The organism is Mesorhizobium sp. LSHC420B00 (assembly GCF_000503055.1).
Classification (GTDB): domain Bacteria; phylum Pseudomonadota; class Alphaproteobacteria; order Rhizobiales; family Rhizobiaceae; genus Mesorhizobium.
The window spans coordinates 514,747-541,564 of record NZ_AYVY01000001.1 but is presented as its reverse complement, the minus strand read 5'-3'; the positions used below and the strand labels follow the sequence as shown (position 1 = coordinate 541,564).

Here is a 26,818-nt window from a genome sequence, read left to right as displayed (position 1 = left end):
CCGCTTCATCAGAACTGTTTCACAGGCATTTTTCTTGCGCAATCTGAAAATTTTTTGCATTAGTCGGATGAATTTGCCGGAGGTGACGGAGCGATGAATATCCAAGGCAAGCGCGGCCGCCCCAGCCGCCGCATTCGACTTGAAGAGATCGCGGCGCGTTGCGGCGTGTCGGTCAGCACCGCCTCCCGTGCGCTAAGCGGTGTCGGCGGGGTGAGGGACGAGCTTCGCACCAGGATCATCGAAACGGCGAAGTCGATGAACTATGCCATTCCCGCCTCGGTTGCCGGCCGCAAGGTCATCCTGGCCGCAAGCAGCGTGGCAATGGTGGACAGTGCCCGCAATCAGTTCACCTACCATGTCCTTGACGGGCTCAACGAGCGCGCCCGGTTGCTGGGCGTCGAACTGGTGACCCGGCCGGTTTCGGCGCCCGAGGACGAAATCGCGCTGCTGCGTGAATCCGAGCACGACGACAGCGTCGCCGGCTGCCTGTTTCTGACGCTGGACGACGATGACGTGCTGACGCTGACAGCCGGCTTCGCCAAGCCGATCGTGCTCGTCAACGGCGACGATCCCTCGATGCGCCATTCGAGCGTGACGCCCTGCAATCGCTCTGCCGCCATGCTTGCCGCGCAGCATCTGATCGGCCTCGGCCACCGCCGCATCCTGTTCCTGATGCGGCGTGGGCGGCGCACGATCGAGCGGCGCTACGAAGGTTGGCGCGACGCGCTGATCACGGCCGGCATTGTCGGCTTCGACGACTTCGTGGTCGAGGTGCAGGACTGGCTGCCGGAACTTGCGAGCAGGGCCGTGACCGAGCGCATCGCGGCCCGCGGCCTCGATTTCACCGCCGTGCTGACGGCCGGCGACAGCCTGGCGTTTGGTGCCATCGCCGGCGTCCAGGAGGCCGGATATTCGGTGCCTGGCGATGTGTCCGTGGTCGGCATGGACGACTTGCCGCTCGCTGCCTTCTGCAACCCGCCGCTGACGGCGATGCACATTCCCATGCGCGAGATCGGATCGGCGGCGCTTAGCCTGCTGCTCGACGACATGGCCCATTCGGGGTCGCCGCCGCGTCGCGTCGAACTTGCCTGCAATCTCGTGGTGCGCCAGTCGACGGCACCAGCCCGGAGCGGCGCCGGCGATCATCAGCTGGCCTCTTGAGCGCGCGACTTGCCGCCAGCAAAGAGCAACGGCAACCCCTCTTGCGTCTCCAGTTCAAGGACACGTCCAAGCAGGATCATATGGTCGCCAGCCGGAAAGCGGTCGGCGACGCTGCATTCGAACCGCGCCAGCGCGCGCGGCAGCAATGGCACGCCGTGCTCGCTCCATGACAGGTCAAGATCGGCAAAGTCCGTCCCCGACTTCGAAAAACGCCAGCACAGATCGATTTGATCTTCCGCCAGCACGTGAATGGCGTAGTGCGCGGAATTGGCGAAGGCTTCGAACCGGCGCGAGTGGCGGCCGATAGACCAGAGCACCAGCGGCGGGTCGAGCGACACGGATGAGAAGCTGTTGGCGGTGATTGCGACCGGGCCGTCGGCCGTGCCGGTGGTGACGACCGTGACGCCGGTGGCGAAACGCCCGAAGGCATTGCGCAAAAGGCCTGGATCGCACACGACATGCTCCATCAGCGGCGCTCCCCCGTTCCCAGTGGTGTCGCCGGGATCCGTTCGGGCACCCGGCCATAGGCGTGCGGGAGCGAGCATGTCTTGAGCTGGGGCAGGACCTTGGTGCCGAAATGACGCGCCTCGTCGAGATGGGGGTAGCCGGAAAAAATGAAGGCGCGGATCCCCATCTTCATATACGCCTCGATTTCCGACAGAACCTGATCGGTCGAGCCCACCAGCGCCGCGCCGCAGCCAGAGCGCGCCCGCCCGACCCCCGTCCACAGATGCGGCTCGACATAGCCTTCGGCATCGGCGATCTGGCGGTTCCTGGCCTGGTGCGATACGCCGAGCGATCGGGCGTCGAGCGCGCGCTCGCGGATCGCCCTGCCCTGCTCGTCGTCCAGCCTCGAAACCAGCTCCCGGGCATATTCCTTTGCCTCTGCCTCGGTATCGCGCACGATCATGTGGACGCGCAGGCCGTAGTCGAGCGTCCGCCCATGACGCTCGGCGCGCTCGTGGACTGCTCTCATGCGGCCGGCAAGCTCCTCCTTGGTTTCCGGCCACATCAGGTAGACGTCGCACTGTTCGGCGCAAAGCTCGAGCGCGTCGGGCGAATAACCGCCGAAATAGAGCAGCGGGCCGCCATTCTGCTGATAGGGCTTCGCCGGCGCCGTCGAGAGCCCTTTGTAGCGATAGACCTCGCCCTCGAAATCGATGCTGTCCCTGGTCCAGGCCTGGCGCAGGATCTGCACCACCTCGCGGGAACGCTGATAGCGGTAGGCGCTGTCGGCTGTCTCGCCCGGAAAGTCCGACGAAATGACGTTCACCGTCAGCCGGCCTTCCAGCATGTGGTCCAGCGTCGCAATCGTGCGCGCCAGCATGATCGGCTGCATCTCGCCGCAGCGCACAGCGGCAAGCAGATTGATCTTCGACGTGATCGGCGCGCAGCCGGCAACGAAGCTCAGCGTGTCCTGGCCGACCTGATAGGACGACGGACACAAGATGTTGCGGAAACCGAGTGCCTCGGACGTCTTCACGATCTCGGAGCAATGCGCCCAGCCCGAGCGCAGTGCGCCGTCCGGCACGCCGAGATATCGATAGTCGTCCGAGCAGAGTGCGGCGAACCACGAGACTTCGGCAGCATCGAGATCCGGCGAGGTGATTGGGACGATGCTCATTGCCACTCTTCAGAAAAGACGTCCGGGCCACTCAATGACGTCCGGAGCTGCGAATAGGGCTTGCGTAGCATTCGTTTCTGTGTAGATCAATACTGTATCAATTTTGGAGCCAAACCCGAAACCGAGATGCGATTGGAACACCGATGCATTTGACAAGGGCGGACCCAGGCCACCGATCCAGCCAGATGCGCGGGCCCTTGCCTGTGCACTTGCAGACCAGCGAAATGCTGATCCGCGAAATCGCGGCCGGACGGCTGCCCGACGGGGCGCGGCTGCCGCCCGAGCGCGAGATGGCCGCGAGCCTCGGGATTGCCGTCGGCACGCTCAGGCGCGCGCTGGCAGATTTGACCGAAAAGGGCCTTCTCGATCGCATCCAGGGCTCGGGTAACTATGTGCGAGCGCGCGGCGACTTGCTCGGGATCTATGCCTTCTTTCGCCTGGAGCGCATCGGCGGTGGCGGCCTGCCGAGCGCCGACGTGCTGTCCGTCGAGCGGCTGCCCAAGCCCGCCGACCTGCCGCAATTCGGCAGCGCCGGCGAAGCCCACCGTATACGCCGGCTGCGGCGGCTCGACGGCGAGCCGGCCGCGGTCGAGGAGATCTGGCTCGACGTCAGCCGCGCCGAGCGGCTCAAGCGCGAGGACCTGTCGGAATCCCTCTATCTCCACTACCGGCTCGCGCTCGGCTTTACGATCGTTCGGGCCGAAGACCATGTTGCCGTCGCACCCGCGCCGGACTGGGTCCCGCTCGAGTTCAGGCCACCGCCGGGGACGGTCGTGGGTTTCATTGAACGTATCGCCTGGGCTGGCGACGGCGCCAGCGCGGAATATTCCCGCAGCTGGTTCGATCCGGGCGCGGCGCGCTACGTCACGCGTTTCAGATAGGCCGGAGGAAGTCGCAGCGTGACCAGATCATCGATCAGATCGGAAGAGCACACGTCTNGATCCGGGCGCGGCGCGCTACGTCACGCGTTTCAGATAGGCCGGAGGAAGTCGCAGCGTGACCAGATCATCGATCGGCTACGGCATCATCGGCTGCGGCATGATGGGCCGCGAGCACATCCGCAACATCGCTCTGTTGCCCGACGCGCATGTGGCCGCGATCTTCGAGCCGGACCCCGGCATGTTGGCGGCGTCGCTGGCGACGGCGTCGGGCGCGCGATCGGCGGCATCGATCGCCGAACTGCTGGCCATGGACGAGGTAGACTGCGTCTTGATTGCCAGCCCCAACCACCAGCACCTCGGTCAGATGGAGCAGATCGCCGCACTTCGACCACTGCCGGTGCTGGTGGAAAAGCCGCTCTTCACCGACGCCGGTGGCGAGGGGCGGATCGCGGCGCTGAAAGCTCGGCTTCCGCTCGTCTGGGTGGCCATGGAATACCGCTATATGCCGCCCGTCGCCGCATTCGTCGAGCAGGCCCGCCACGCCACCGGCGGCATCCGCATGCTGACGGTCCGCGAGCACCGCTTCCCGTTTCTGGCCAAGGTCGGCGACTGGAACCGCTTCAACCGCAACACCGGCGGCACATTCGTCGAGAAGTGCTGCCACTTCTTCGACCTGATGCGGCTGATCCTCGGATCCGACCCCGTCCGCGTGATGGCGAGCGCTGGACAGGCCGTAAACCATCTCGACGAACGCTACGGCGGTGAGAGGCCGGATATCCTTGACCATGGCTATGTGCTGGTTGATTTCGCGAGCGGTGCGCGCGCCATGCTGGAAGTCTGCATGTTCGCCGAGGGCAGCCGCTACCAGGAGGAACTCTGCGCTGTCGGCGGCGACGGAAAGATCGAATGTCTGGTGCCGGGTCCCGGTCGCTTCTGGCCGACCCACCTTGGCCCTGCGCCAGTGCCCCAGTTGATCGTCAGCCCGCGCAATCCGCCTGGACCACGCCTGCTGGAGATTCCCGTCGACCCCCGGCTGCTCGAGGCAGGCGACCATAACGGTTCGACCTATTTCGAGCATGTCCGCTTCACCGCTGCGGTGCGCGGACAAGGCAAAGTGGAAGTGACCTTGCAAGACGGCTGGTGGGCCGTCGTCATGGGTCTCGCCGCCCAGAGATCGGCCCGCGAAGGCCGCGCCATCGAACTTGCCGTTGAATTCGCGTTGCCGACCTGAGGCCGACCACGCATTCACCAGACCATAGGGTCAGATGCGCCGACCGGTTGCTGCGTCGAACAGATGCGCACATGCGCGGTCGATCTCGATCCGCACCCCTTCGCCTTGCTTGAGCGCAAGCCGCTCTCGGAAGAGGCAGGAGATTTCTTCACCGGAGCAGTCGACCCTGGCGAAGATTTCGGAGCCAGTCGCCTCGAGAAGAGTGACCGTGCCCGGCATGCCCTGCCCGGTTGCCCGGATATGTTCCGGGCGAATGCCGTAGACGAGTTCACGTCCTGCGGCATCCGCCGGCTGGGTGCCTTCCGGCAACGGCAGGATCAACCCGCCGGCGCTGCGGAACACGCCCTCCTCGATGCGGCCGGCGATGAAGTTCATCGCGGGCGAGCCGATGAAACCGGCAACGAAGAGATTGGCGGGATGGTCGTAGAGGTCAAGCGGCGCGCCGATCTGCTCGACCAGGCCGTCATGCAGCACGACGATCTTGTCGGCCATGGTCATGGCCTCGATCTGGTCGTGCGTGACATAGATCGTCGTGGTACCCAGCCGCTGGTGCAGGGCCTTGATCTCGCCGCGCATCTGGACGCGCAACTTGGCGTCGAGGTTGGAGAGCGGCTCGTCGAACAGAAAAACCTGCGGGTCGCGTACGATCGCGCGGCCCATGGCGACGCGCTGGCGTTGGCCGCCGGAAAGCTGGCGCGGATAGCGGTCAAGCAGCTTTTCCAGGCCAAGAATGCCGGCTGCCTTCCGGACCCGGCCAGCGGTGTCGGCCGGGTCGGCTTTCTTGATCTTCAGGGCAAAGCCCATATTGTCGGCCACAGTCATATGCGGATAGAGCGCATAGTTCTGGAACACCATCGCGATGTTCCGGTCTCGCGCCCGCAGATTGTTGACCATGCGCTCGCCGATTGCGATCCTCCCGCCCGAGATCGTTTCAAGTCCGGCAATCATGCGCAGCAGCGTCGACTTTCCGCATCCCGACGGGCCGACCAGGATGACGAACTCGCCGTCGGCGATATCGACACTGACGTCGTGAATAATCTTGGTGGCCCCGAAGGCCTTCTGCACGTTGTTGATCGTTACCGATGCCATTGGATCTTTCCTGGAAAAAAAGTGATGTCCGGACGCGCCTCAGCCGCCCTTGACGGCGCCGGCGGTCAACCCCGCGACGATCTGCCTTTGCGCGAACATGGTCAGGATCAGCACCGGCAGCGTCACCACCAGCGCCGCCGCGGCGAGCGGCCCCCAGCTGACCTGCTCGTAGGACAGCATGTTGTAGACGGCGACCGGCAATGTGCGCGTCTCCCGGCTGGCGAGCACCACGCCGAAGACGAAATTGTTCCACGAGAAGATCACGGACAGGATGAAGGCGACGACGATGCCCGGCTTGGCGATGGGCAGGGCAACCAGCCGGAAAACCTGCCAGGAGCTGGCGCCGTCGATATTGGCTGCCTCTTCCAGTTCCATCGGCGTGGTCTCGAAATAGCCGATCATCACCCAGACCACGATCGGCACCGTCACCACCAGGTGGATGATGATCTGCGGCCAGAGCGTGCCGAGAATCCCGATCCATTGGAACAGCAGAAACAGCGGGATGAGATAGGATAGCCCAGGCGTCATGCGGGCGATCATGATGACGACGGCGGATCGCTCGGCCTTGAGCCGCGCGATGCCATAGCCGGCCGGTACGCCGATCAGCAGCGCCAGCAAGGTCGCCGTGCCGGTCACCAGAACCGAATTCCAGAGATAGAGCAGGAAATTGTTCTCCTCGAACACCTTTACATAGTTCGACCAGGCGAAACGTTCGGGGATCAGGATCGGCGGATAGGCACCGTTGTCGATTTCGAACTTCAGCGACAGCGAGATCATCCAGAGGAAGAACAGGATCGCCGGCGAGACGAAAACCAGGGCAGCGAAAAACAGACCGATCTGGTTGAGCAGCCGTGAACTCATCTATTTGCCCTCCGTATCGATCCACTGCGAGCGTTGGCGCAGCATCAGCAGGACAAAAGACAGGGCCACGATGACAATGAAGAACACCACGGCCATGGCCGAACCGTAACCGATATCGTAGTAGGAGAAGGCGGTGTTGTAGAGATAGATGTTGATGGTTTCCGAGGCCGTGCCCGGCCCGCCCTGGGTCATCGCGTAGATGATGTCGAAGCTCTTCAGCGCATCGATGGTGCGGATGATGACCGCGATCATCAGGAACGGTGCGATCATCGGCAAAGTGAGATAGCGGAATTGCTGCCAGGCATTGGCGCCGTCGATCTCGGCGCTTTCGAAGGGCTCGCGCGGCACCGAAGCCAGCCCACCCAGCACAATCAGCATGACCAGCGGCGTCCACTGCCAGGTCTCGACCGCAACCAGCGACGGGATGACCGTGTTGGCATTGAATATCCATTCCTGAGCCGGGATGCCGACCAGCGACAGCAAGTAGTTGAGTACGCCGAGCTGAGGATGGAACATCATGGTCCAAACCAGTGCCACAGCAACGGGCGTCGCCATCATCGGCATGACGAAGACGCCGCGCAGCAGACCGCGCAGCGGAAACCTGGCGTCGAAGATCAGGGCGGCCAGGGTGCCCAGGAGCATCGGCGCTGCAACCGAGAGGAAGGTGTAGGTCAACGTATGAACAAGGGATTCCCAGAAACGTGGGTCGCTTGCCAGGCGGAGGTAGTTTTCCATCCCGGCAAAGCTCCGCGACTGGCCGAGCGTCCAGCGGTTGACGCTCATCCACAGCGTGAAAGCCCAAGGAAAAACGATGACGGCGCCAACGACGACGAGTGCGGGGACAACGAAAGGCCAGTAGTTGGGAGCCAGCCGGATCGTCTGGCTCCCGTCGATAACCGGCATCGTCACCCCGGTCTGTTCTGGGGTGGTGGCCGACATCAGCCCTGCTCGCTCCTGTCGAGAACCGGCTGGAACTGCTCGGTGGCCTTCTTCAGCTCGGCGGCGGGATCGGCGCCGGCAATCATGTTGGTCAGCGCCACGCCATAGATGTCGCGGAATTCGGTGACGGGAATGATGACCGGCAGCGCCAGCCGGCTGATATTGCCTGAGCCGATCACGGCATCAAGCCAGCTTGCCGGCATAGTGACGCCTTCGCGCACCTTGGGATCCTCCAGCACGGATTTGCGGAACGGAACGCCGGCGCCGGCCTGCAACAGCCTCGCGCCCATGGCTGGCGATACCGCCCACTGGCAGAACAGATAGGCGGCCTCCTTCTTCTCGCTGGCGGCGGTAACGCCAATCCCGTCGCCAAAGGTGCCCGAGGCATGCGCCTTGGGACCCTTGGGCATGACGCCGTAGCCGACCTTGCCGACCACCCTCGATTTTTCCGGGTTTTCCATCGGCGGGGCAAAACCCACGCCGTCGAGCCACATGCCGATCTTGCCTTGCAGGAAGGCAGACTGTGCTTCGGCCCAATTGAACCCGGTGACGCCCGGAGGGGCGGACTTGGTCATCAATCTTTGATAGAGCGCGGCAGCCTCGATCGCCTCGGGAGCCTCGGTGCGCAGCTTGCCCTTGTCGTCGAGCGGCGTCATGTCGTAGCCGAGCATCAGCGATGTCCACACCGGCGTATTTGCGTTCTTGAGCCCGCGGGCGACGAAGCCGTATGTATTGGTCGACGGGTCGGTCAGCGCTTCGGCGGCGGCCACCAGTTGCTCGAAGGTCTCGGGGTATTTGAGGCCCTTGGCCTCGAACAGCTCCTTGTTCCAATAGAGTATCCAGTAGTCCACCGAGAAGGGTAGCGAGCGCAGCACGCCCTGGCCGTCCTTGGCAAACAGCATGCCGGCCTCGGCGAAGTCGCTTTCGACCAACCCCGGGTCGGTGAGCGACGGGTCGGCGAGGTAGCCGGCGATGTCAGCCAGCCAGCCACCTTTCTCGAACTGGCGCTTTTGCACGTGGTAGCTCAGATGCACGACGTCGAAGCTGGGCTTGCCCGAGCTCAATTCGATCACCGTCTTCTGGCGCTGCTGCTGCTCGGGCGTGGCCTCGGCATTGACCTTGATGCCGGTCAGTTCCTCGAACTCGGCGAGATATTTCAGGATGGTGTCGCTGCGCGGGCTTTTCACCAGATTGACGTCAAGCGTCGTCCCCGCAAAGCGTTTCCAGTCGACGCCTGCGGCAAAGCTAGGGCGGAGCCCCACAAGGCCGGCGGCGGTGAGCGCCGCGGTTCCGGCAAGGAGTTGCCTCCTGGTTGGGTTGAACAGATTGGACGACATTTCTTCCTCCCGGTTGCTGTCGTTGTGGATGCGCCGCGAACCGCGGCGCGGCTATATTTCCTCAGATCTGGAGCGCCAGCCGGCGCGCATTGTCGATATGCAGACTGATCGCTTCAACCGCCTTTTGCGAATTGCGGCTCTCCATGGCTTCGATGACCGCCAAATGTTCGCGCATCACCGGCACCACGCGACCGTCGATGCGGAAACGCTCCTGGTGGATCAGCCGGATTTTCACCGAGTTGACCAGATAGGCCTTGGCGATGATCTCGTTGCCCAGCGCATTGATAAAGGTATCGTGCATGGCCCAGTCGATGGTCTGGGCCTTGGCTTCCATTTCCGGCGTCGGCGCCTGCCCCAGAGCTTGAGCCAGCATCTCCTCGTGTTCGCGCCGCATGCGGGCAAGTTCGGCATCTGAAGCGCTGGCCGTGAATAGCGCCACCGCCTCGCGTTCCATGAATAGCCGAAACTGAAAGGCCTCGCGGATCAGATTGATGTCGATGTGCGCGATTTGCATGCCGCGCTGCGGGATGGTGGTCAGCAATCCCTCGGCCTCGAGACGCGGGACGATCTCGCGAATAGCGCCCAGCGGCAGCCCGGTGAAAGCGACCAGTTCGCGCTGTGACACGAACTGCCCCGGCCGCAGATCACGGGCCAGCAAATGCCGCGTGAAGCTGGCATAGGCTTTCTCCCGGAGAGTGATCGGTTCGCTGCCGTCTTCCACTTCAGCTCGCTTCCTTGTCGGCCAGCCCGGCCTTGTCGGTCAGGCCGCCTCTGTCGCAAACAGCCTGTCGTAGGCCGCGGCAAGCTGCCGCCGTCCTTGTGGGCCGATCGCCTCCAGGGGCGGGCGGACCGCCAGCCAGCGCTCGTCGCCGGTCGTGCGCGCGACCATGACCTTCACCGCCGGTGTGACCGGGTATTTGAGCAATTCGAGCACGAAGTCCTCGACGCGTGGGTCGTCGCGGCCGTCTTCGACCATTGCGAGGATTTCGCCGGTAACAAAATTAGCCATGCCGGAAATCGCACCCTGTCCGCCGCGGCGCACGCTTCTCGCCAGATGCCGTTCGTCGCCGATCAGGATCACCAGATCGCCATGCGCTTCAAGCAGCGCCTCACTGTAGCTCCAGTCCCCGCCGGAATCCTTCACCCCGGCCACCACAGCGGGAAAGGCGGCGCGCAACCGGCCGATCAGCCCAAGCGGGAGCGGCACCATGGTGACAGAGGGGATGTTATAGAGGAGCACATCACGCGCCAGCGGGCCGAGTGCGGCGAAGACGGCGGAAAACCATCCGAACAGCCCGTTCTCGCCGACATTCTTGAAGTAGCTCGGCGGAGCGAGCAGAATGTTGCGAACGCCGCGCTGCAAAGCGTGCCGAGCCTGATCGGCGGCATCTTCGATTGCATCGACCAGCACGCCGGCGACGAGCTGATGTGCCGGTATACCGGCCGCCAACATGGCTTCGGTGACGATCCGCCGCTCGTCGGTGCCCACCGAGGCTCCTTCCCCGGTGGTGCCGAACAGCGTCGCGCTGCTGCAGCCGGCGCCAAGGCAGGCTCGGGCGTGCGCGATCATCGGCGCGAGCGCTATCTGCCCCGACGGGTCGAAGGGTGTGGCTAAGGCAACCGAAAGACCAAAGCGGGAAGCCAATGCGATCTCCGTTGAAATCAATGTGCACGTAGCGTTAGCACGCTAACATGTCAGATGTAAACTGGCGATCTTGCCAACTCGGCATCGCCGATTGGCGCTGCCGCGGCAGCGCCATCACCGATCACATCCTGCCGCCCGAGCATCACATATGCTGCTGTCCCCGAGCGTCTGCGGATTGGCTGGACGAGGCGGCCTAAGCTGATCAAGTGGCGACGAGGTGGCCGTCGCCAACATCTTCAAGCTTGAGTTTCCGGGGCTCGTCACCGATGCGCCGCACAGCGCTTGGAATTTCGCTGTCCAAACGGGCGAACCGGGCGCGGCGCCGGCCTGGATCGGGAACCGGAACGGCTTCGATCAGCCGCTTTGTGTAAGGATGGCGCGGGTTGGAGAAGATCTGGTCGCGGGTGCCCATCTCGACGATCTGCCCCAGATACATTACCGCCACGCGATCGGAGATGTTCTCTACCACCGCCATGTCGTGCGAGATGAAGAGATATGCGACGCCGAATTCGCGCTGCAGTTCCTTCAGCAATCTTAACACGCGCGCCTGCACCGACACATCGAGAGCAGAGACGCTCTCGTCGGCAATGATCAGCTTTGGTCGCAGCGCCAGCGCCCGTGCAACGCAGATTCGCTGGCGCTGCCCGCCGGAGAATTCGTGGGGATAGCGCTCCATCTGGTCAGCGGAGAGGCCGACGCGTTCGAACAGTGCGGCGATCTGGGCGTGCCGTTGCTCTTTGTCGCCGAGGCCGTGGATCAGCAGAGGCTCGGCGACGAGATCGCCTACTCGCATGCGCGGGTCGAGGGATGCGAAGGGATCCTGAAAGATCATCTGCACATTGCGGCGTACAGCCTTGCGCTCCTTGCGGCTGAGCGCCGACAAGTCGTGGCTGCCGATTGAAATGCTGCCGGTGTAGGGCACCAGCCCGGCGATCGCCTTGGCCGTCGTCGACTTGCCGCAGCCCGATTCGCCGACCAGCGACAGCGTTTCGTGCGGCGCGATCGAGAAACTGACGCCCTCGACTGCGTGCACCCTGCGGTCAACGCGACCGAAGAAGCCGCCGCGCAGGTCGAAGCGGACGTGAAGATCGCTGACGGATACAAGCTCGGCCGGCATGTGGGCGGCGTCTTGTCGGTCTTCGGCCGGCCGTCCACCGCCGATGCGTGGCACGGCGGCCAGAAGCTCGCGCGTATAATCTGCCTGCGGGCGGGTGAAGATGTCGGTCGCGCTGCCCTGCTCGACCATCCGGCCATCGCGCATGATGATAACGCGGTCCGCCATCTCGGCGACGACACCCATGTCGTGCGTGATCAGGATAACGCTGGTGCCGTGCTCGCGCTGCAGGTCACGCAGCAACTCCAGCACCTCGCCCTGAACGGTGACGTCGAGGGCGGTCGTCGGTTCATCGGCGATCAGCACATCCGGGTTCAGGGCCAGAGCCATGGCAATCATCACACGCTGGCGCATGCCGCCTGAGAGTTCGTGCGGATAGTGCTCGAGCCGCCGTTCGGCATCCGGAATTCGGACTGCCTTCAGCGCCTCGAGCGCCCTCAGCCGCGAGTTGGAGCGCGACAGCGAGGCGTGTGCCTCGATCGCCTCCGTGAGCTGCCGGCCGATGGAAAGAACCGGATTGAGCGATGTCATCGGTTCCTGAAAGATCATGGCAATGCGGTCGCCGCGGATGCGGCGCATACCACTCTCGCTAAGAGCCGCGAGATCCTGATCGCCGAGCCGGATGGAGCCTGATCTGATGCGTGCCGCCGGCTGCGGCAGCAAGCCCATGATGGCCAGCGCCGTCATCGACTTGCCGGAACCGGACTCGCCGGCGATGCAAAGCGTTTCGCCGCGCATCAGGTCGAATGTCAGGTCGGAAACGACGTCGCGGTCGCCCTCTTCGCCGCGCACGGCGACGCTCAGACCTGAGACGCTGAGTACCGGCCTGACAGAGCCACTCTCCGCGGCGGCCTGCCCGGATCGTTTGATGTCCTCCACCTTCATTCAAAGACGCAGCGGGGGAAGTAGAAAGAAACCACCCAGTTGGGCATGTCGACGATCTCGCTGATGCGCAGGTCGCCGCAAACCGACACGAGCATATAGGCGTCTACCGGATCCATGCGGTAGCGGCCGGAGAGCAGGTCGATCATCTGCGAGACGGCGCTCCTGGCGCCGTCCATCAGATCCGGCCCGATACCGGTTGTCACCTCATAGCCCTTGGCGTCGAGATGTCGCGACACCGGACCGGGCGTCGTGAAACGCGGCGTCCGCAGCCGGGCATCCTTGACCAGATCGAGCGTCAGCACGGCGTCCATGGGGCTCTCGATCGCCGTGCCGCAGACCTCGCCGTCGCCTTGCGCGGCGTGCGTGTCACCGACCGAGAACAACGCTCCCGCGACCTCTACGGGCAGGTAGAGCACCGTGCCGGCAGCGAGATCACGGATGTCCATATTGCCGCCCACGCGCCGCGGCGGGACCACCGAATGCAGACCCGGCTCAGCCGGGGCATTGCCGATGGTGCCGGCGAAGGGCTTGAGCGGCACCCGGCCGCTCTTGCCGAACAGCGCGGGTTCGAGCGAGGCGGCGTCGTACTTCCAGATATTCAGTGCCGGTTGAGTGAAGTCATCCGCCAACAGACCGAATCCCGGGATATTCGCTGTCCAACCGAAGCCGGACGGCTTGAACGCCTCGATGGTGATTTTCAGGGCATCGCCCGGCTCTGCCCCGTCGACATAGATTGGCCCAGTGACCGGGTTCACCTTGGCAAAATCGAGCAAAGCAACGTCGTCAACGGTGCTCTCCATCGTCAGCTGCCCGCCGGACGAGTCCAGGCACTGGAACTCGATCGTCGACCCTGGCGCCACCCGTTCGGCCGGGACAAAGGAATTGTCCCAGCCGAAATGATGGTGGCGCCCGTGGATGGTGTAGTCGCAGTTATTGCACATCGGTCACATACACATTGTCGTAGTTGATCGGGATGTGGACCGGGTCGACATAGAGGTTGTCCGCGCCACCCATGCGGGTTGATTTCATGGTGAAACGCTGCTCGTTGAACACCGGTGCCCAGGGCGCGTCTTCCATGATCTTGCCGTAGATCTCGCTCCACATCTTGGCGCGTTCGCCAGCCTTGGCCGGGTCGACGATGGAGTCGGCTTCGGCCGCCTTGGCGTCGAGCTCCTTGTTGCAATACCACGACCAGTTCCAGCCGCCCGGGACGGCACCAGCGCAGCCAAGGATCGGGCCGTAGAAGTTCGACGGATCGGGGAAGTCGGCGATCCAGGCCATGCCGCCGGACCAGATCATCGGCGCACCGGCCTTGTCGCCGCCGGCGGCGATGACGTTGGCCTGGGCGAGCGACTGGATGCTGGCCTTAATGCCGACCGCCGCCAGATCCTGCTGGATGGCCTGCGCGATACGCGGGTTGGGATCGGTATTCATGGCAAACAGCTGCGTGTCAAAACCACCGGGATGCCCCGCCTCGGCAAGCAAGGCCTTGGCCTTGGCTACGTCATAGGAATAGCCCTTGAATTCTTTGTCGTAGCCAGGCATCGACGGCGGCAATGGCTGATTGGCCGGCACCGCACGGTTGTTGATCAGTTGGACGATGCGGTCCTTGTTGATCGCCATGTTGACCGCCTGCCGCACCTTCACATTGTCGAACGGCGCCATGGTGGTATTCATGGTGATATAGCCGGTGTGCAACTGGCCGCCCTCGACGACACGGGCCTTCTGCTCGGGATCGGCCATCACCTCCTGGAATTTCGCTGGCGGAATGCCGTCGCCGGGAACGTCGATCTCGCCTTTCTGCAGCCGCAGCAGCGCCACTATCGGCTCCTGGCCGATCTCAAAGGTGATCTTGTCGAGATGCGGCAGGTCCTTGTGCCAGTAGTCCGGGTTGCGCTCGAAGACCACGCGCTGGCCGAGCGTCCATTCGGCGAGCTTGAAGGCGCCGGTTCCGACCGGGTGCTTGCCGAAGTCCGCGCCGTATTTTTCGACCTCTTCCTTCGGCACGACGTGCGAGAAGTTGATCGCCATGACATGCAGGAAGGTGGCGTCGGGCCGGGTCAGCTCGAACTTGATCGTGTAGGGATCGCCGACGGTTATGCCGGCCAGGCTTTCCGCCTTGCCGGCAGCGACATCGTCATAGCCTTTGATCGACCCGAAGAAGCCGGCACCAGGGCTCTGTGTCTTTGGATTGGTGACCCGGTCGAGAGAATATTTCACGTCGTCGGCGGTCATCTCGCGGCCATTGTGGAACTTCACTCCTTGGCGCAGCTTGAAGGTGAAGGTCTTGCCGTCGGGCGCAATCTCGTAGCTCTCGGCAAGGTCGGGCCGCAGGTTGGTGGTGCCCGGCTCGTAGTCCATCAGCCCGTCGAACAGGCTCTTGATCATCGACCAGTTCTGCCAGTCATAGCCGATGGCCGGATCGAGCGTAGCGACGTCGTCCTTGTAGGTGATGGTGATCGCGCCGCCCTGCTTGGCATTCGGATCGACGGCGTCTTCGGCGCGTACGCTCGTCATGCCAAGCACCAGCGCAAGCGCCGATGCCGCCACGGTCGATATCAGATATTTTCTCATGTCATGTTCCCTTTCTCTGGTGTTCTTGGTTTTCATCTGAGCTTGATGCGTGGATCGATGAACGGTGCGACAGTGTCGGCCAGGAGATTGCCGAGCACGATGGCAAAGGCCGAAACCAGGGTGACCCCCATGATGATCGGAATGTCGATGCGCTGAATGGCCTGCCAGGCTAGCTGGCCGATGCCTGGCCAGCCGAACACGCTTTCGACAACCACGATGCCGCCCATGAAGATGCCGATGTCGATGCCGATCATGGCAATGACCGGCAGGATGGCGTTGGGCAGCGCGTGCCGGAAGATAATGGCGCTGCGTGCAAGACCCTTGGCACGCGCGGTACGCACGTAATCCTGGCGCAGCACGTCGATCATCGACGAGCGCATCATGCGGGCGTACCAGCCGGCGCCGAGAATTCCCATGGTCAGCGATGGCAGCACCAGATGGCGCCAGGCGCCGTAACCGCCGATCGGGAACCAGCCGAGCCGCACCGCGAATACATAAAGCAGCAGCAGGCCCACGACGAATTGCGGCGCCGAAACACCGACGAAGGAGGCGACCATCAGCGACTGGTCGGTGGCGGTGCCACGCTTGACGGCGGCGATGAGGCCCATCGTCAGCCCGATCACGACTTCGCAAGCAATGGCGCCGACCATCAGCAGCAGGCTTGCCGGCAGACGCGAGACGATAAGCTCCGTGACCTCCGAGCGCTGAATGTAGGAGCGCCCCAGATCGCCGCTGAGCAGGCTGATCAGATAGTGCCAATACTGGACGACAAAGGGCTGGTCGAGGCCGAGCTGCCGGCGGATGTTCTCGACCGTCTCGGGCGTGGCGCTGCGGCCGGCGATCTGGCGGACGGGATCGGCGGGCAGCAGATAGAGCAGCGCAAAGGTGATCAGAGAGACGCCGAGCAAGATGAGCACGGCCTGGACAACGCGGCGGCCGAGATAGGCGATCATGCCCGCCCCCTTTGCGTCGGATCGAGGATGTCGCGCAGCGCATCGCCGACCAGGTTAAAGGCCAACGCCAGCGCCAGGATCGCCGCACCCGGAAAGAAAACCAGCCAGGGCGCTGCCTGGAAATAGGTCTGGTTTTCGAAGATGATGTTGCCCCAGGAAGCAGTCGGCGGTTGCACGCCGATACCGAGATAGCTGAGCGTCGCTTCCAGAAGCACAGTGGTCGAGATGCCGAGCGTGCCCCAGACGATGATCGTCGGCAAAAGGTGCGGCAGGATATGACGAAACAGGATGCGTGGGGCGCTTGCGCCGATGGTGCGCTCGGCATCGATGAACTCGCGCTCGGCGAGCGAACTTGTCTCGGTGTAGATGACGCGGGCGGTCTGCACCCAGTTCACCAATGCGATCACCATAGCGACGATCCACAGGCTCGGCTGGAGCACCGCCGCCAGGCAGATGGCGAGCAGCAGCGCCGGGAAAGCCATCATCAAATCGGTGAAGCGCATAAGCGCGCTGCCGATCCAGCCGCGGAAATAGCCGGCCGTGATGCCGACCAGCGTGCCGATCAGAAGCGCCACGCCATTGGCGACGATGCCGATGATCAGCGACGTGCGCGCGCCGAAGAGAAGACGGGTCAGCAGGTCGCGGCCAAGCAGGTCGGTGCCTAGCCAGAATTGGGCTCCCGGCGGCAGTGGCGCGCCTTCAAGCGTGAGCCCGTCAAACATCTGCTCGTTCGGATCGTAGCCTGTCAGCCACGGTGCAAGAATGGCGCCGGCCAAGACAAGGGCAATAATCCAGAGGCCGAGCAATGCGAGAGGCCGTTTTAGCAGACGTCGCCAGACGCCGGCGCGAGGCTTGGCTGGCATACGCCCGGCGGCTGAAAGCTCAGGCGCGATCGGATTGGTCATCGTCGCCTTCTTCTTGTGTCATCGCCACGATCCTGCGCGCGGCGTCCTCGACGCTGATTTGCCAGCTCATCGCCAGCGAGCGGAGCTGCGCATAGGCACGGCCGTCCTCGGCGCCCTTCGACAAGACCTCCACCGCGCGTACGATGGTCTGGCGCTCCGCGACCCGCTGACGAAGCGAGGCGATCTCGCTGGCCAGAAGCTTGCGCGCCTCGAAACTCTGCCTTGCGATCAAAAGCGCGCTATAGACGCCGGCGTTGCCGACCGGTTTCAGCAATTGGGCATCGGCCTTGTGCGACAGTGCCCATTCGACACGCCCCGGCGCCTCGGAGCCGATCAGCGCTATCAGCGGCATCGGTGCCTCGCCCGGCTTCCACGGAAATTGCTCGTCAAAGCCGAGGTCTACGTCGAAGAAAACGAAGTCCGCCGCCAAGGCTTCGGCCGGCAGTTCCGGCCAGAAGCCAATCGCCTCAAGGCCGATGGCCGACAATTGCCTTGTGATCGCCTGCACGGTCGGATGTGGACGATGCAGGACAAAAGCCCTGGCGCCTCCAAGGTTCGGGATACGCGCCATCTTGCTCACGACACCACCCGCAGGCGTGGCCGCCCGAACGTCTCCGTCCGGTCATAGCGGGAAAGGTAGGGATCGGGTGCCACGCCCTTCGTCAGCGTGACCGTTTTGAACGATGTCCCATCGATACGTCCGATCTGCACCGGCAAGGTAGCGTGCTGGGTTTGCGGATCGATGGCGATGTCGCCCAGCGGTGTTCGAAATGATGTTCCGGCAAAGACCTTGGGCAGGTCCGTCCATTGTGCACCGGGGTTGCGGGTGAGGATCTCGGCGAGCGTGCGCACCGAGGCATAAGCCGCCGCCTCGAAGGATGAGGCAGGCATGACGGAAGACACTGAAGCCGCTCCGCGATCCGCCCCCGAGGTGTCGTGAAAATAGGGCCCAACGGAAAGATGACCATCCCCTGCCCCGTTGAGCGCCGGCAATTCGCATTCCGTGAGATTGCAGGACAGGATCGGGCAACGCTCCGGCCTGAAATGCGGGTCGCGCCGGCCAAGCTCGGCATAGGCGGCGATAAACGCATAGGAAGAAGGGCCGATGAGATTGTTCAGAATGAAATCAGGTCTCGTCGCCTGTACCTCCGCGATCAGCCTCGCAACATCGACCTCGCCAAGCGGCAGATAGCGTTCGCCCAGCACCTTGCCGCCGGCGTCCGCAATCAGGTCGCGCGCCACACGGTTGGTCTCCCAACCCCAGATGTAGTTGGAACCGAGCAGGAAGCCGTCGGCGCCGAAACGAGGCACGACATAGGCAAGTAGCGGTACGAGATGCTGATTGGGGCAGGCGTGGGTGTAGACGACATGCTCATTGGCTTCGAAGCCCTCGTACGGGCAGGCATACCACAGCGTGCCGCCTGCCCTTTCCAGGATTGGAATGACCTCCTTGCGGCTCCACGAGGTGACGCAGCCAATGATGTGACGCGCGCCGCTGTTGGCGAGAATGTCCGCGCAGCCGCTTGCATACCGATCGATGTTGCCCTGCGGGTCGCGCTCGACCGGGATGAATTCGAAGGGGACAACGGGATCGGCGTTGACGTCGGCGATGGCGTTCATCGCGCCCGCACGGCAGGATTCGGACACCAGCCGGTAGTTGCCGGACCGCGAATAGAGAATGCCGATCTCGATATGCCGTTTCAAGCAAAGCCTCAAAATGACAATGCCCCGCAGCCACCGCCGCAAGGCNGAATGCCGATCTCGATATGCCGTTTCAAGCAAAGCCTCAAAATGACAATGCCCCGCAGCCACCGCCGCAAGGCGAGGCATACGAGGCATTCTTGCCGCCCGGCGGCCAGAGCCGGTATTTGTCTCACCGTATTACGCCCGCGCCCCCAGTCAAGAGCCGCCACACGAAACTTTGGCCAGCCGAAACGGTTCGACGCGGAGCACGCAACTCATGCCGCTGGTCGTGTAGAGTCCGCCGGGAACCAAAATTACTGATGTCCAGGTATGAGGCCGGACAACCTGGTTCGCTACCATTCAAAGCAACGACTTTAATATCGGTTTACCTGAATCTGCTAGCAGCAATGACGCCGGTTTTCGTCGGTCAAGCAAAGGGTCCACCTTGCCGCAGCAATTCAGCACTCCGTTCAGTCACCGGGGCGACCGCAACTGGTCGAGGTTGCACGGCTTCATGGGCGTCGAGTTGGAACTCGCGTCCGATGTTCTCGTGCCTCGTGTCGCCTTGGCCCGGAAGCTCGGCGGACGGGACTTCGGTGCCGGGAGCCGGGCTTGAGCATCATTCGCGCCTTGCAAGGCGCCGACCTCCCGGCAGTCGCGGACATGTTTCAGCGCGTGCTGCTGAAGGAAGGGACGAAAGCGCCGGCCTCTCTCGTCGAATACATGAGACGGTTTTATCTGGATGCGCCCGGTTGCGGCGGCGACCTCCGGTCGCTTGTCCATGTCAACGACGCCGGTCGCGTCTCCGGATTTGTCGGTGTCCACGTGCTGCCGATGACGTTCAACGGCCGACAACTACGCGCCGCCATCTGTAGCTCGCTCATGGTCAAGGACCATGAGCACGATCCGCTGGCCGGCGCTCGCTTGCTGAAAGCATACCTTGATGGTCCGCAGGACATCTCCTTCAGCGAGACGGCCAACGATATCTCCGTGAAATTGTGGACCCGGCTGCGCGGCGCGGTCCTGCCGCAATACAGCCTTGACTGGGTCCGCGTGATGCGCCCCGCGGCCTTCATGCTCAGCCTTTCCGCCAATCGCCTGACGCTTGCCCGAATGCTCAATCCGTTGGCGCGTGCCGTCGACCGATTTTATTGCAGGAGGATGACGCCCAGCGAACGACGCTGGTCAGGTGTGGCGGTGGAAGGGGCAGGCCACGGAGCATTTCGGATATCCGAAATCGACAGCCACACATTTGCCAAGCTCATCGAGCCGTTTACCGCTCAATTCGCCCTGCGCCCGGATTGGACGGAAGGCCAACTCGACCACATCCTGACCGATGCGGCACAGAAGCCGGATTTAGGCGAGCTTGTCTTCGGTTGCGTGACATCGCCAGTCGGCAACAATGTCGGCGCTTTCGCCTATTACGCACGGAAGTATCAAATTGGTCGCGTGCTGCAGATCCTCGCCCTCCCCGGCCAGGCGGGCTCGGTGATAGACTGCCTTATCGATCATGCCGCCGCGCGCGGCGTCAGCGGCCTGCGCGGACGTGTTCAACCTGCACTTCTGGAGGCGATGCTTGGACGACGCATCGCTTTCCTGACCGTTGCCTCAACGGTGGTGCATTCACGTGATCCAGAGCTGTTGGACGCCATGAAGAACTCGCAAGTCTTCCTGAACGGTCTTGCGGGCGAGCAGTGGAGCCGGCTGATCGGGAGCCGTTTCAGCTAGAGTCGGGACACGTTCAAATCGAACCGCCCATCCGTGGCCCGGTTTCGAGGCGGTTCAGGTGCCGATTTCCTCGACTTCATCAACGAGTTGCGGACGCTGGTGCAGATAACGCGTCGCCTTGCGTTTGGCGATGATATCGGCCCAGACGCGTTCCACTTGTGAGGCGGCCAACCCCGCCGCCTGCCCCACCAGCTCAGCCGCCACGCCGTTGTTGAGGCCGTAAAGGCAAATATCCATACGGTCATAAGGAAGCGAGAAGTAGAACTCCTCCTGGGTCTGCGCCAGCGAGTAGGTATCGGTGGTCGGCGGCCGGTTCCGGATTTCCTCCGGAACACCGAGATGGGCCGCCAGCGCATAGACCTGCGTTTTATAGAGGTGCGCGATCGGCTTGACGTCCGCTGCGCCGTCACCGTTCTTCACGAAGAAACCCTGATCGTATTCCAGCCGGTTCGGCGTTCCAAGGACGGCGAAGTTCAAGCGGTCGGCGTGATAGTATTCGATCTGCTTGCGGGTGCGCTGTTTCATGTTGGTGGCGGCGACGATACCAAGATAGACAGGCAACGGCATTCTCAGTTTCGTCTGCTTGCCTTCCGGATCCTGCACCACCAGGGATGAGATATTGTAGCCCTTGCCCTCGAGGGCGTTCGCGATCACGATCTTCGAGGCCCAGCCTTCGGCGTATTCCGGGACCAATTCGCGGATAAAGGCGTCGCGACGCTGGTAGCAGCCCATCGCGCTCAGGGTCGGCCCGATATCCTCTACGATAGCCTCGACGCCAAACGTTTCGGCGACGAGGCGGCCGAGCCGCAGACTTTCGGGATCGGAATCGCTTTCCGGCATGAACAGGCAAAGCACATTCCGCGGTCCGACGGCTCGCGCGGCCAACGCGACCGACACGCTCGAATCGATCCCGCCCGAAAGACCGAGCACAAGGCCCCGCTTGCGAAACCCGCGCAACTGCTGGCGCAAAGCCATTACGACACGGTCCGTTTCGGCGGCCAGGTCGATCGCCAGAGCCTGCGCCAGAAAGGTCCGCGCGTCCTTGGCGGGGCGAACATTCATTGAGCGGCCTCCATTGTTTCTGCCGCAAGCCGACGACTGACCTTGCCGGTATCGGTCTTCGGCAGTNACATTCATTGAGCGGCCTCCATTGTTTCTGCCGCAAGCCGACGACTGACCTTGCCGGTATCGGTCTTCGGCAGTTCCCGGCGGAACTCGATGACCCTGGGGACCATAAAGTCCTCAAGGTGGCGTGCACAATGACGAATGATATCCTTTTCGCTAAGCGCCGGGTCAGACCGTACGATGAGTGCACCGATCGCATGCCCGAGCACGGGATCCGGCACACCGACAACCACTGCTTCCGCGATGCCCGGATGCGCGTGAAGCACGGCTTCCACTTCCTTGGGCGCGACTTTCTCGCCCCGCGACTTTATGATGTCGTCCTTGCGGCCGACGAAATAAAGAAAACCTTCCTCATCGGCCCGGAACAGATCGCCGGTGTAGAGAACCATCTCCCAAGGATTCGGACCTGGGCGAAGGGCTTGTGCCGTCGCAGCTTCGTTTCGCCAATAACCCTGCATGACGTGCGGCCCGCGAATGACCAACTCACCTGCTACGCCCGGCGGCACTCGTTGGCCGTAGTCGTCGACGACAAAGGCCTCGGTGTTCGGAATGGCTATCCCGACCGACCCCGGCCGGTGGTCGAGTTCCTCGGGTGGCAGATAGGTGCAGCGCTTGCATTCCGTCAGGCCATACATCGAATAGAGCCTGACATCGGGGAAAAGAAACCGCAGGCGTTCTATGTGAGCCGGCGGCAAGGCAGCCGCCGTGTTGGAAATATAGCGAAGGCTGGGCAGGAAGCCCGGCGCCAGGTCACGCATCTGCAGGATCATCGCTGCCATCGTGGGCACGAGCGGAAGACCGGTGACGCCTTCCTGGCGGATACGTTCAAAGACCGCCTGGGGAAAAGCGAAGGACTTCTCGAGCACGAGCGTGGCGCCGAGCCTGACAACCATCAGCAACTGATAGAGCCCGTAGTCGAAAGCCAGGGGCAGAACATTCAAGATGATGTCGTCCGGCGAATTGCGCAGATAGGTGGTGATTGAGTCGGCCGCCGCGTCGCAATTGCGGTGCGTCATCATCACGCCCTTGGGCCGGCCGGTCGAGCCCGAGGTGTAGATCAACATCGCAAGATCGACGTCAATGCCCCGGTGGTCAATCTCCCTGGCTTGGAACGTCAAGCAATCCGCCAGGGATGTGGCGCCTGCCGGGCATTGGTTATCCGCACCAAGGGTGGAAGCCACGAAGATGCCGGTCTTGCCGGAGGATCCGGACGCCTCGGCGACCAAGGGCATCAGTTTTGCTTGCGTAAGGATCGCAGCTGCGTCGCAATCGGCGATGATGTAGGCAAGCTTTTCGGCCTTGGTAGATGCGTTGATCGGACTGAAAGTCGCGCCTGCCTTAAGAACTGCGAAAATCGAAACCGCAGCCTCCCAGCAATTGTCCATGAAGATCAGGACGCGGTCGTCGCGCCTGACGCCATTCGTGAAAAGGGCGGCGGCCAGGCGGCTTGAGAGATCGTCCAGCTCTTCGTAACACAGCCTTTTGTGCTCGGTGATCAATGCCGTTTTGGCTGGATGGGCAGCGGCCTTGGCAGCCAGAAAATGTTCGATCCGCACGGACGCTCCTCGCCAATTGCGCCTACGCTGCCAGCGCTTCTGCTTTCGCCTTGATGAAGGCGGAGATACGGTCAATCGAATCCAGATTGGCCGGTACGATGTCGGTATCGACCATCGCGATGCCGAAATCATCCTCAATGAAAGCTACGAGTTCCAGCACGGCCGTCGAGTCGATGATGTCGTTCTCGATCAGTGATGCCGTGTCTGCAAGCTCGTAGGACGAGTCGCCGAACAGGAAGTTGTCGACGATAAAGGTTTTGACCTTGTCCTTGATTGTTACCATGATGTTTTCTTCCCTCGATTTCTCAGGCCGCTCGTGCTGTACCGACCTTTTGGCCGGTGAAAATCTTCTGCCACAGTTGGGTCGACAAAATGCCGACGAAGGCAGCATTGTCGCGGAACCCGGACGCTGGCTGCAAGCGGCATTTCTCGTGCAGGTTCGCCACCGCCTTGGCGTTGAATAGTCCTCCGGCGGCGATGCTCGCCTCGCTGAGCGAGTCGCGCACGTAGTCCAGTTCTCCGGCTCCAACGAAGGAGCGGGCTTCCGGCGCCCGGTAAGGCTGTTTGGTGCGCTCCCCGATGGCCGTCGGGAGCAAGTGCTTGGCAACTTTGCGCAGTATGTGTTTTTCCACCAGTCCCTTCAGCTTCATTTCCGGCGGAAGTCTTGCTGCAAACTCCACCAAACGATGATCGAGGAAGGGGAAACGCCCTTCAATACCGTGCGCCATGGCCATCCGGTCGCCCTGGCTCGAGAGGATGTAGCCCGGCAGGAGAAAGCGGGTTTCGAGATATTGCCCCTGATGCAGCGGATGCCACCGGGAAAACGCCTCAGGCAACCGGCTGGCCAGTTCCTCGGCTGCGTCATAGCCCTTCAATGTCGCGCGCAGGTCACCGGAAAAGAACATCTTCGCCGCTGATGTGGTCTTGAAACGCGGCCGATGCGAGAACAGCGGATCGTCCAGGGCAGCGCTGCCGGTGCCGAAGAACGCAGCCAGGTACTCCACGGACTGCTGTTGCAGCCCCGGCAGATAGGGATAAAGCTTGCGGAACAGCTGTGGCCTGCTGCGCGATGCCGGCTGTCGTCCGCAGAAACGGCGAACCCGCGCTTCCTTGAAGACATCATAGCCGGCAAAGACCTCGTCGGCGCCTTCGCCTGTCAGCACCACTTTCAAACCGGCCTGGCGAACGAGGCCGGACAGTTGATAGAGGGGGGCGGGGGCGGTGCGGATGATCGGCCGTTCGGCAAAGCGGATGACTTCGGGAAACACACCGGCGATATCGCCGGCACGGCAGGCGATGGTTCGATGATAGGTGCCAAGCGCCAACGCCATTTCGGTCTGAAAGGCGCTTTCGTCATGCTCGGCGCTGTCGAACGTCACGGAAAATGTCTGCAGCTTAAGAGGAGTCATGCCGGCCGCGATTGCCGAAACGAGGGATGAATCGAGCCCGCCCGAAAGGTAAGAACCGACCGGAACGTCGGCGCGCATGCGAAGCCTCACCGCGTCGGTCAAAAGGGCCTGCAGTTCTTCGGCCGCATCGTCCTCATTGCTAATTTTTGATGGCGCGTCGAGATACGGGTAGTCTAGGTGCCAATATGGTTTGACCGTGACTTGCCCCAGTGTCGCGATCATCACGCTTCCCGGCTCCAGCTCGTGGATGTTGCGGAAAGCCGTGCGTGGAGCGATCGGCGCCCACAGCGTAAAGATCTGGTCGAGTGCGATCTGATCGATTTCGGCCGAGACGCCGGGCACCTTCAGCAGGGCTTTTATCTCCGACGCAAAGTAGAGCACCCCGTCCCTGCTGGTGTAGAACAGCGGCCGAACACCCATGCGGTCTCTTGCAAGCACCATCCGCCGACGCCGATTATCCCATATCGCGAAGGCGAAATCACCGTTCAGGAGCGACAGGCAGTCCTCGCCCATCTCGTCATACAGCTGCAGGAGAACTTCTGTGTCGCTCGACGTGCGGAAGCGTCGGCCCTTGGCCAGCAGTCCTTCGCGCAATTCCACGTAATTGAAAATCTCGCCGTTGAACGCAATCGTCAAATTGCCGGTCTCGTCGGACATCGGTTGCTGGCCATCACCAATCCCGATCACCGACAGCCGCGCATGCCCAAGTCCAGCTTCGGGCGCTACGAATTTCCCTTGTTCATCCGGCCCGCGATGGGCGATCGCAGACGTCATGCGCGCAAGCAAAGCTTCCGCATCCCGGACTGAACCGAAATAGCCCCCGAATCCGCACATCTACACAGCTCATACTGAACAGCAAGCCACAGAACATAGCGTTCATAAGCGCCTCAAAGGTTAATCAGATACTTTTCAGCGAGCATGTGGTTAACAGGATGTTAGGACAGTATGATGCTTTTTGCAGTCCGACTTGTACCCACTCCAGGTCACGCTTGATGGTGAGCTACTGTCGCACGAGCACCATCGGCCAGGTTCTTCAAAGCTTCGCGCCGGATCAGTTGCGGTTTTGGGCCGAATGCCAGTGATACCGGTTCGCATCGAGATAGAAGACGTCACGGCGAGCAGTGCAAATTACTGCTTCGAGTACGGCCGGTACCAATCGACAAACTTCTTCAGCCCGTCCTCTATCGAAACGCTAGGCCTGAAGCCGAAATCCCGCTCCAGCGCGGTCATGTCGGCATAAGTCTTCTCGACGTCGCTCGCCTGCATCGGCTCGTTGTGGCGGATTGCCTTGACCTCGAGCAATCTTTCCAGAATGTCGATGAAGTCGCCCAGCCGCACCGGCCGGTTGTTGCCGACATTGTAAAGCCTGTTCGGCGGAACGTCCGTGGGGGGCTTGTCGAGCACAGCGACAACCGCCTTCACAACATCGTCTATGTAGGTGAAATCGCGCCACATTTCGCCATTGTTGAAGACCCGGATCGGCTTGCCCTCGAGCATCGCCTTGCTGAACATCCAATAGGCCATGTCAGGACGGCCCCACGGACCGTAGACCGTGAAAAACCGCAGGCCGGTCTGCGGTATGCCGAACAGATGGGCGTAGGTATGGCTCATCAACTCATCGGTTTTCTTGGTGGCGGCGTAAAGCGAAACGGGCTTGTCGACCTGATCGGCCTCGCTGAACGGCACGCTGCGGTTGCCACCATAGACCGAGCTCGACGAGGCATAGACCAGATGCTCGAATGCCGGTTCGGCGCGACAGAATTCGAGCACTTCGAGGTGGCCCATGACATTGGAACGGATATAGAGCCGTGGATTGTCGAGTGAGTGACGCACGCCGGCCTGCGCTGCGAGATGCACGATCCTGACGATGCCTTTCCCGGCCAAAGCGGCCGCAAGCGCGCCCTGTTCGGCAATATCGATCTGGTGGAACGAAAAATCCTTACGGGGCAGAAGGCGGGCAAGCCGCCCCTTTTTGAGCGCCAGGTCGTAATAGTCGTTCATGTTGTCGACGCCGACGACCGCTTCTCCCCGGTTGAGCAGATGGTGGCAAACATGACTGCCAATGAACCCCGCGGCTCCGGTGACAAGTATAGGCAACAAGCTTCTCCACGCGCACAG

Annotated in this window: 24 protein-coding genes; 4 read left to right on the top strand and 20 right to left on the bottom strand. The window is 62.4% G+C overall.

What is annotated here, in order from left to right; translation table 11 throughout:
• Positions 1–93 precede the first annotated feature (93 nt).
• Positions 94–1,161 (top strand): LacI family DNA-binding transcriptional regulator, encoded by a 1,068-nt coding sequence (locus tag X760_RS43310; RefSeq protein ID WP_023716970.1) that lies wholly within the window; start codon positions 94–96, stop codon positions 1,159–1,161.
• Here the strand turns inward: X760_RS43310 and X760_RS43305 are convergent.
• Both X760_RS43305 and X760_RS43300 read right to left on the bottom strand, forming a co-directional pair.
• Entirely contained in the window at positions 1,146–1,628 is a 483-nt protein-coding gene (locus X760_RS43305; protein WP_023716969.1) for a flavin reductase family protein, read from the bottom strand. The two genes, X760_RS43310 and X760_RS43305, sit on opposite strands and share 16 nt — an antisense overlap.
• Positions 1,628–2,785 carry an LLM class flavin-dependent oxidoreductase gene (locus X760_RS43300; RefSeq protein WP_023716968.1) on the bottom strand — a complete coding sequence of 386 codons (1,158 nt, stop codon included), beginning with the start codon at positions 2,783–2,785 and terminating at the stop codon, positions 1,628–1,630. Before X760_RS43300 ends, X760_RS43305 begins: the two co-directional genes overlap by 1 nt.
• Before the next feature lie 224 nt (positions 2,786–3,009).
• Here X760_RS43300 and X760_RS43295 point away from each other — a divergent pair, with 224 nt between their 5' ends.
• Both X760_RS43295 and X760_RS43290 read left to right on the top strand, forming a co-directional pair.
• A complete protein-coding gene (locus X760_RS43295; RefSeq protein WP_245278494.1) occupies positions 3,010–3,666 on the top strand; it encodes a GntR family transcriptional regulator in 657 nt (218 codons plus the stop codon).
• A 115-nt stretch (positions 3,667–3,781) separates the two neighbouring features.
• Positions 3,782–4,897, top strand: coding sequence for a Gfo/Idh/MocA family oxidoreductase (locus X760_RS43290; protein WP_023716966.1), 1,116 nt, complete (start codon positions 3,782–3,784; stop codon positions 4,895–4,897).
• A gap of 30 nt (positions 4,898–4,927) precedes the next feature.
• Here X760_RS43290 and ugpC read toward each other — a convergent pair whose 3' ends face one another.
• The 13 genes from ugpC to X760_RS43225 all read right to left on the bottom strand — a co-directional run bounded on the left by ugpC (position 4,928) and on the right by X760_RS43225 (position 18,903).
• On the bottom strand, positions 4,928–5,986 hold the full coding sequence (ugpC, locus tag X760_RS43285) for a sn-glycerol-3-phosphate ABC transporter ATP-binding protein UgpC (RefSeq protein WP_023716965.1): 1,059 nt from the start codon (positions 5,984–5,986) through the stop codon (positions 4,928–4,930).
• 39 nt (positions 5,987–6,025) lie between these two features.
• The gene (locus tag X760_RS43280; protein WP_023674179.1) at positions 6,026–6,847 is read right to left on the bottom strand and encodes a carbohydrate ABC transporter permease; all 822 of its coding nucleotides are present in this window, start codon (positions 6,845–6,847) and stop codon (positions 6,026–6,028) included.
• A complete protein-coding gene (locus X760_RS43275; protein ID WP_245274609.1) occupies positions 6,848–7,750 on the bottom strand; it encodes a sugar ABC transporter permease in 903 nt (300 codons plus the stop codon).
• A 35-nt stretch (positions 7,751–7,785) separates the two neighbouring features.
• Positions 7,786–9,123, bottom strand: coding sequence for an extracellular solute-binding protein (locus X760_RS43270; protein WP_023716964.1), 1,338 nt, complete (start codon positions 9,121–9,123; stop codon positions 7,786–7,788).
• Positions 9,124–9,184: 61 nt separating this feature from the next.
• Entirely contained in the window at positions 9,185–9,844 is a 660-nt protein-coding gene (locus tag X760_RS43265; RefSeq protein WP_023716963.1) for a GntR family transcriptional regulator, read from the bottom strand.
• A 39-nt stretch (positions 9,845–9,883) separates the two neighbouring features.
• Entirely contained in the window at positions 9,884–10,768 is an 885-nt protein-coding gene (locus X760_RS43260; protein ID WP_023716962.1) for a dihydrodipicolinate synthase family protein, read from the bottom strand.
• 202 nt (positions 10,769–10,970) lie between these two features.
• Positions 10,971–12,767 (bottom strand): ABC transporter ATP-binding protein, encoded by a 1,797-nt coding sequence (locus tag X760_RS43255; protein WP_023716960.1) that lies wholly within the window; start codon positions 12,765–12,767, stop codon positions 10,971–10,973.
• Positions 12,764–13,708, bottom strand: coding sequence for an acetamidase/formamidase family protein (locus X760_RS43250; RefSeq protein WP_023716959.1), 945 nt, complete (start codon positions 13,706–13,708; stop codon positions 12,764–12,766). Before X760_RS43250 ends, X760_RS43255 begins: the two co-directional genes overlap by 4 nt.
• Positions 13,698–15,341, bottom strand: a complete 1,644-nt coding sequence (locus X760_RS43245; RefSeq protein WP_023716958.1) for an ABC transporter substrate-binding protein — start codon at positions 15,339–15,341, stop codon at positions 13,698–13,700. The genes X760_RS43250 and X760_RS43245 overlap by 11 nt, the downstream gene beginning before the upstream one ends.
• A 32-nt stretch (positions 15,342–15,373) precedes the next feature.
• Positions 15,374–16,294: an ABC transporter permease gene (locus tag X760_RS43240; RefSeq protein ID WP_023716957.1), complete on the bottom strand. Its 921-nt coding sequence runs from the start codon at positions 16,292–16,294 to the stop codon at positions 15,374–15,376.
• The gene (locus X760_RS43235) at positions 16,291–17,157 is read right to left on the bottom strand and encodes an ABC transporter permease (protein WP_198030455.1); all 867 of its coding nucleotides are present in this window, start codon (positions 17,155–17,157) and stop codon (positions 16,291–16,293) included. The genes X760_RS43240 and X760_RS43235 overlap by 4 nt, the downstream gene beginning before the upstream one ends.
• A gap of 19 nt (positions 17,158–17,176) precedes the next feature.
• A complete protein-coding gene (locus tag X760_RS43230; RefSeq protein ID WP_023716955.1) occupies positions 17,177–17,779 on the bottom strand; it encodes an ANTAR domain-containing protein in 603 nt (200 codons plus the stop codon).
• The gene (locus X760_RS43225; RefSeq protein ID WP_023716954.1) at positions 17,776–18,903 is read right to left on the bottom strand and encodes a transporter substrate-binding protein; all 1,128 of its coding nucleotides are present in this window, start codon (positions 18,901–18,903) and stop codon (positions 17,776–17,778) included. Before X760_RS43225 ends, X760_RS43230 begins: the two co-directional genes overlap by 4 nt.
• Positions 18,904–19,494: 591 nt before the next feature.
• Between X760_RS43225 and X760_RS43220 the strand changes: the two genes are divergently transcribed.
• Positions 19,495–20,610 carry a hypothetical protein gene (locus tag X760_RS43220; RefSeq protein ID WP_023716952.1) on the top strand — a complete coding sequence of 372 codons (1,116 nt, stop codon included), beginning with the start codon at positions 19,495–19,497 and terminating at the stop codon, positions 20,608–20,610.
• Between the two features lie 54 nt (positions 20,611–20,664).
• Here the strand turns inward: X760_RS43220 and nadE are convergent, their stop codons facing one another.
• From nadE to X760_RS43195, 5 genes are all read right to left on the bottom strand, one after another.
• The gene (gene nadE, locus X760_RS43215; protein ID WP_023716951.1) at positions 20,665–21,672 is read right to left on the bottom strand and encodes an NAD(+) synthase; all 1,008 of its coding nucleotides are present in this window, start codon (positions 21,670–21,672) and stop codon (positions 20,665–20,667) included.
• A 71-nt stretch (positions 21,673–21,743) separates the two neighbouring features.
• The gene (locus tag X760_RS43210) at positions 21,744–23,291 is read right to left on the bottom strand and encodes an AMP-binding protein (RefSeq protein WP_023716950.1); all 1,548 of its coding nucleotides are present in this window, start codon (positions 23,289–23,291) and stop codon (positions 21,744–21,746) included.
• A gap of 22 nt (positions 23,292–23,313) precedes the next feature.
• Positions 23,314–23,577, bottom strand: coding sequence for an acyl carrier protein (locus X760_RS43205; protein ID WP_156948004.1), 264 nt, complete (start codon positions 23,575–23,577; stop codon positions 23,314–23,316).
• A gap of 19 nt (positions 23,578–23,596) precedes the next feature.
• On the bottom strand, positions 23,597–25,534 hold the full coding sequence (gene asnB / locus X760_RS43200; RefSeq protein ID WP_023716948.1) for an asparagine synthase (glutamine-hydrolyzing): 1,938 nt from the start codon (positions 25,532–25,534) through the stop codon (positions 23,597–23,599).
• 294 nt (positions 25,535–25,828) lie between these two features.
• Complete coding sequence (locus X760_RS43195) at positions 25,829–26,797, bottom strand: NAD-dependent epimerase/dehydratase family protein (protein WP_023716947.1); 969 nt, start codon at positions 26,795–26,797, stop codon at positions 25,829–25,831.
• Positions 26,798–26,818: the final 21 nt, after the last annotated feature.

Bases quoted from the DNA above. Each gene is read 5' to 3' on its own strand.
- X760_RS43310 (WP_023716970.1), top strand. From the start codon at position 94: ATGAATATCCAAGGCAAGCGCGGCCGCCCCAGCCGCCGCATTCGACTT.
- X760_RS43305 (WP_023716969.1), bottom strand. From the start codon at position 1,628: ATGGAGCATGTCGTGTGCGATCCAGGCCTTTTGCGCAATGCCTTCGGG.
- X760_RS43300 (WP_023716968.1), bottom strand. From the start codon at position 2,785: ATGAGCATCGTCCCAATCACCTCGCCGGATCTCGATGCTGCCGAAGTC.
- X760_RS43295 (WP_245278494.1), top strand. From the start codon at position 3,010: ATGCTGATCCGCGAAATCGCGGCCGGACGGCTGCCCGACGGGGCGCGG.
- ugpC (WP_023716965.1), bottom strand. From the start codon at position 5,986: ATGGCATCGGTAACGATCAACAACGTGCAGAAGGCCTTCGGGGCCACC.
- X760_RS43280 (WP_023674179.1), bottom strand. From the start codon at position 6,847: ATGAGTTCACGGCTGCTCAACCAGATCGGTCTGTTTTTCGCTGCCCTG.
- X760_RS43275 (WP_245274609.1), bottom strand. From the start codon at position 7,750: ATGCCGGTTATCGACGGGAGCCAGACGATCCGGCTGGCTCCCAACTAC.
- X760_RS43270 (WP_023716964.1), bottom strand. From the start codon at position 9,123: ATGTCGTCCAATCTGTTCAACCCAACCAGGAGGCAACTCCTTGCCGGA.
- X760_RS43255 (WP_023716960.1), bottom strand. From the start codon at position 12,767: ATGAAGGTGGAGGACATCAAACGATCCGGGCAGGCCGCCGCGGAGAGT.
- X760_RS43250 (WP_023716959.1), bottom strand. From the start codon at position 13,708: ATGTGCAATAACTGCGACTACACCATCCACGGGCGCCACCATCATTTC.
- X760_RS43245 (WP_023716958.1), bottom strand. From the start codon at position 15,341: ATGAGAAAATATCTGATATCGACCGTGGCGGCATCGGCGCTTGCGCTG.
- X760_RS43240 (WP_023716957.1), bottom strand. From the start codon at position 16,294: ATGATCGCCTATCTCGGCCGCCGCGTTGTCCAGGCCGTGCTCATCTTG.
- X760_RS43235 (WP_198030455.1), bottom strand. From the start codon at position 17,157: ATGCCAGCCAAGCCTCGCGCCGGCGTCTGGCGACGTCTGCTAAAACGG.
- nadE (WP_023716951.1), bottom strand. From the start codon at position 21,672: ATGAATGTTCGCCCCGCCAAGGACGCGCGGACCTTTCTGGCGCAGGCT.
- asnB (WP_023716948.1), bottom strand. From the start codon at position 25,534: ATGTGCGGATTCGGGGGCTATTTCGGTTCAGTCCGGGATGCGGAAGCT.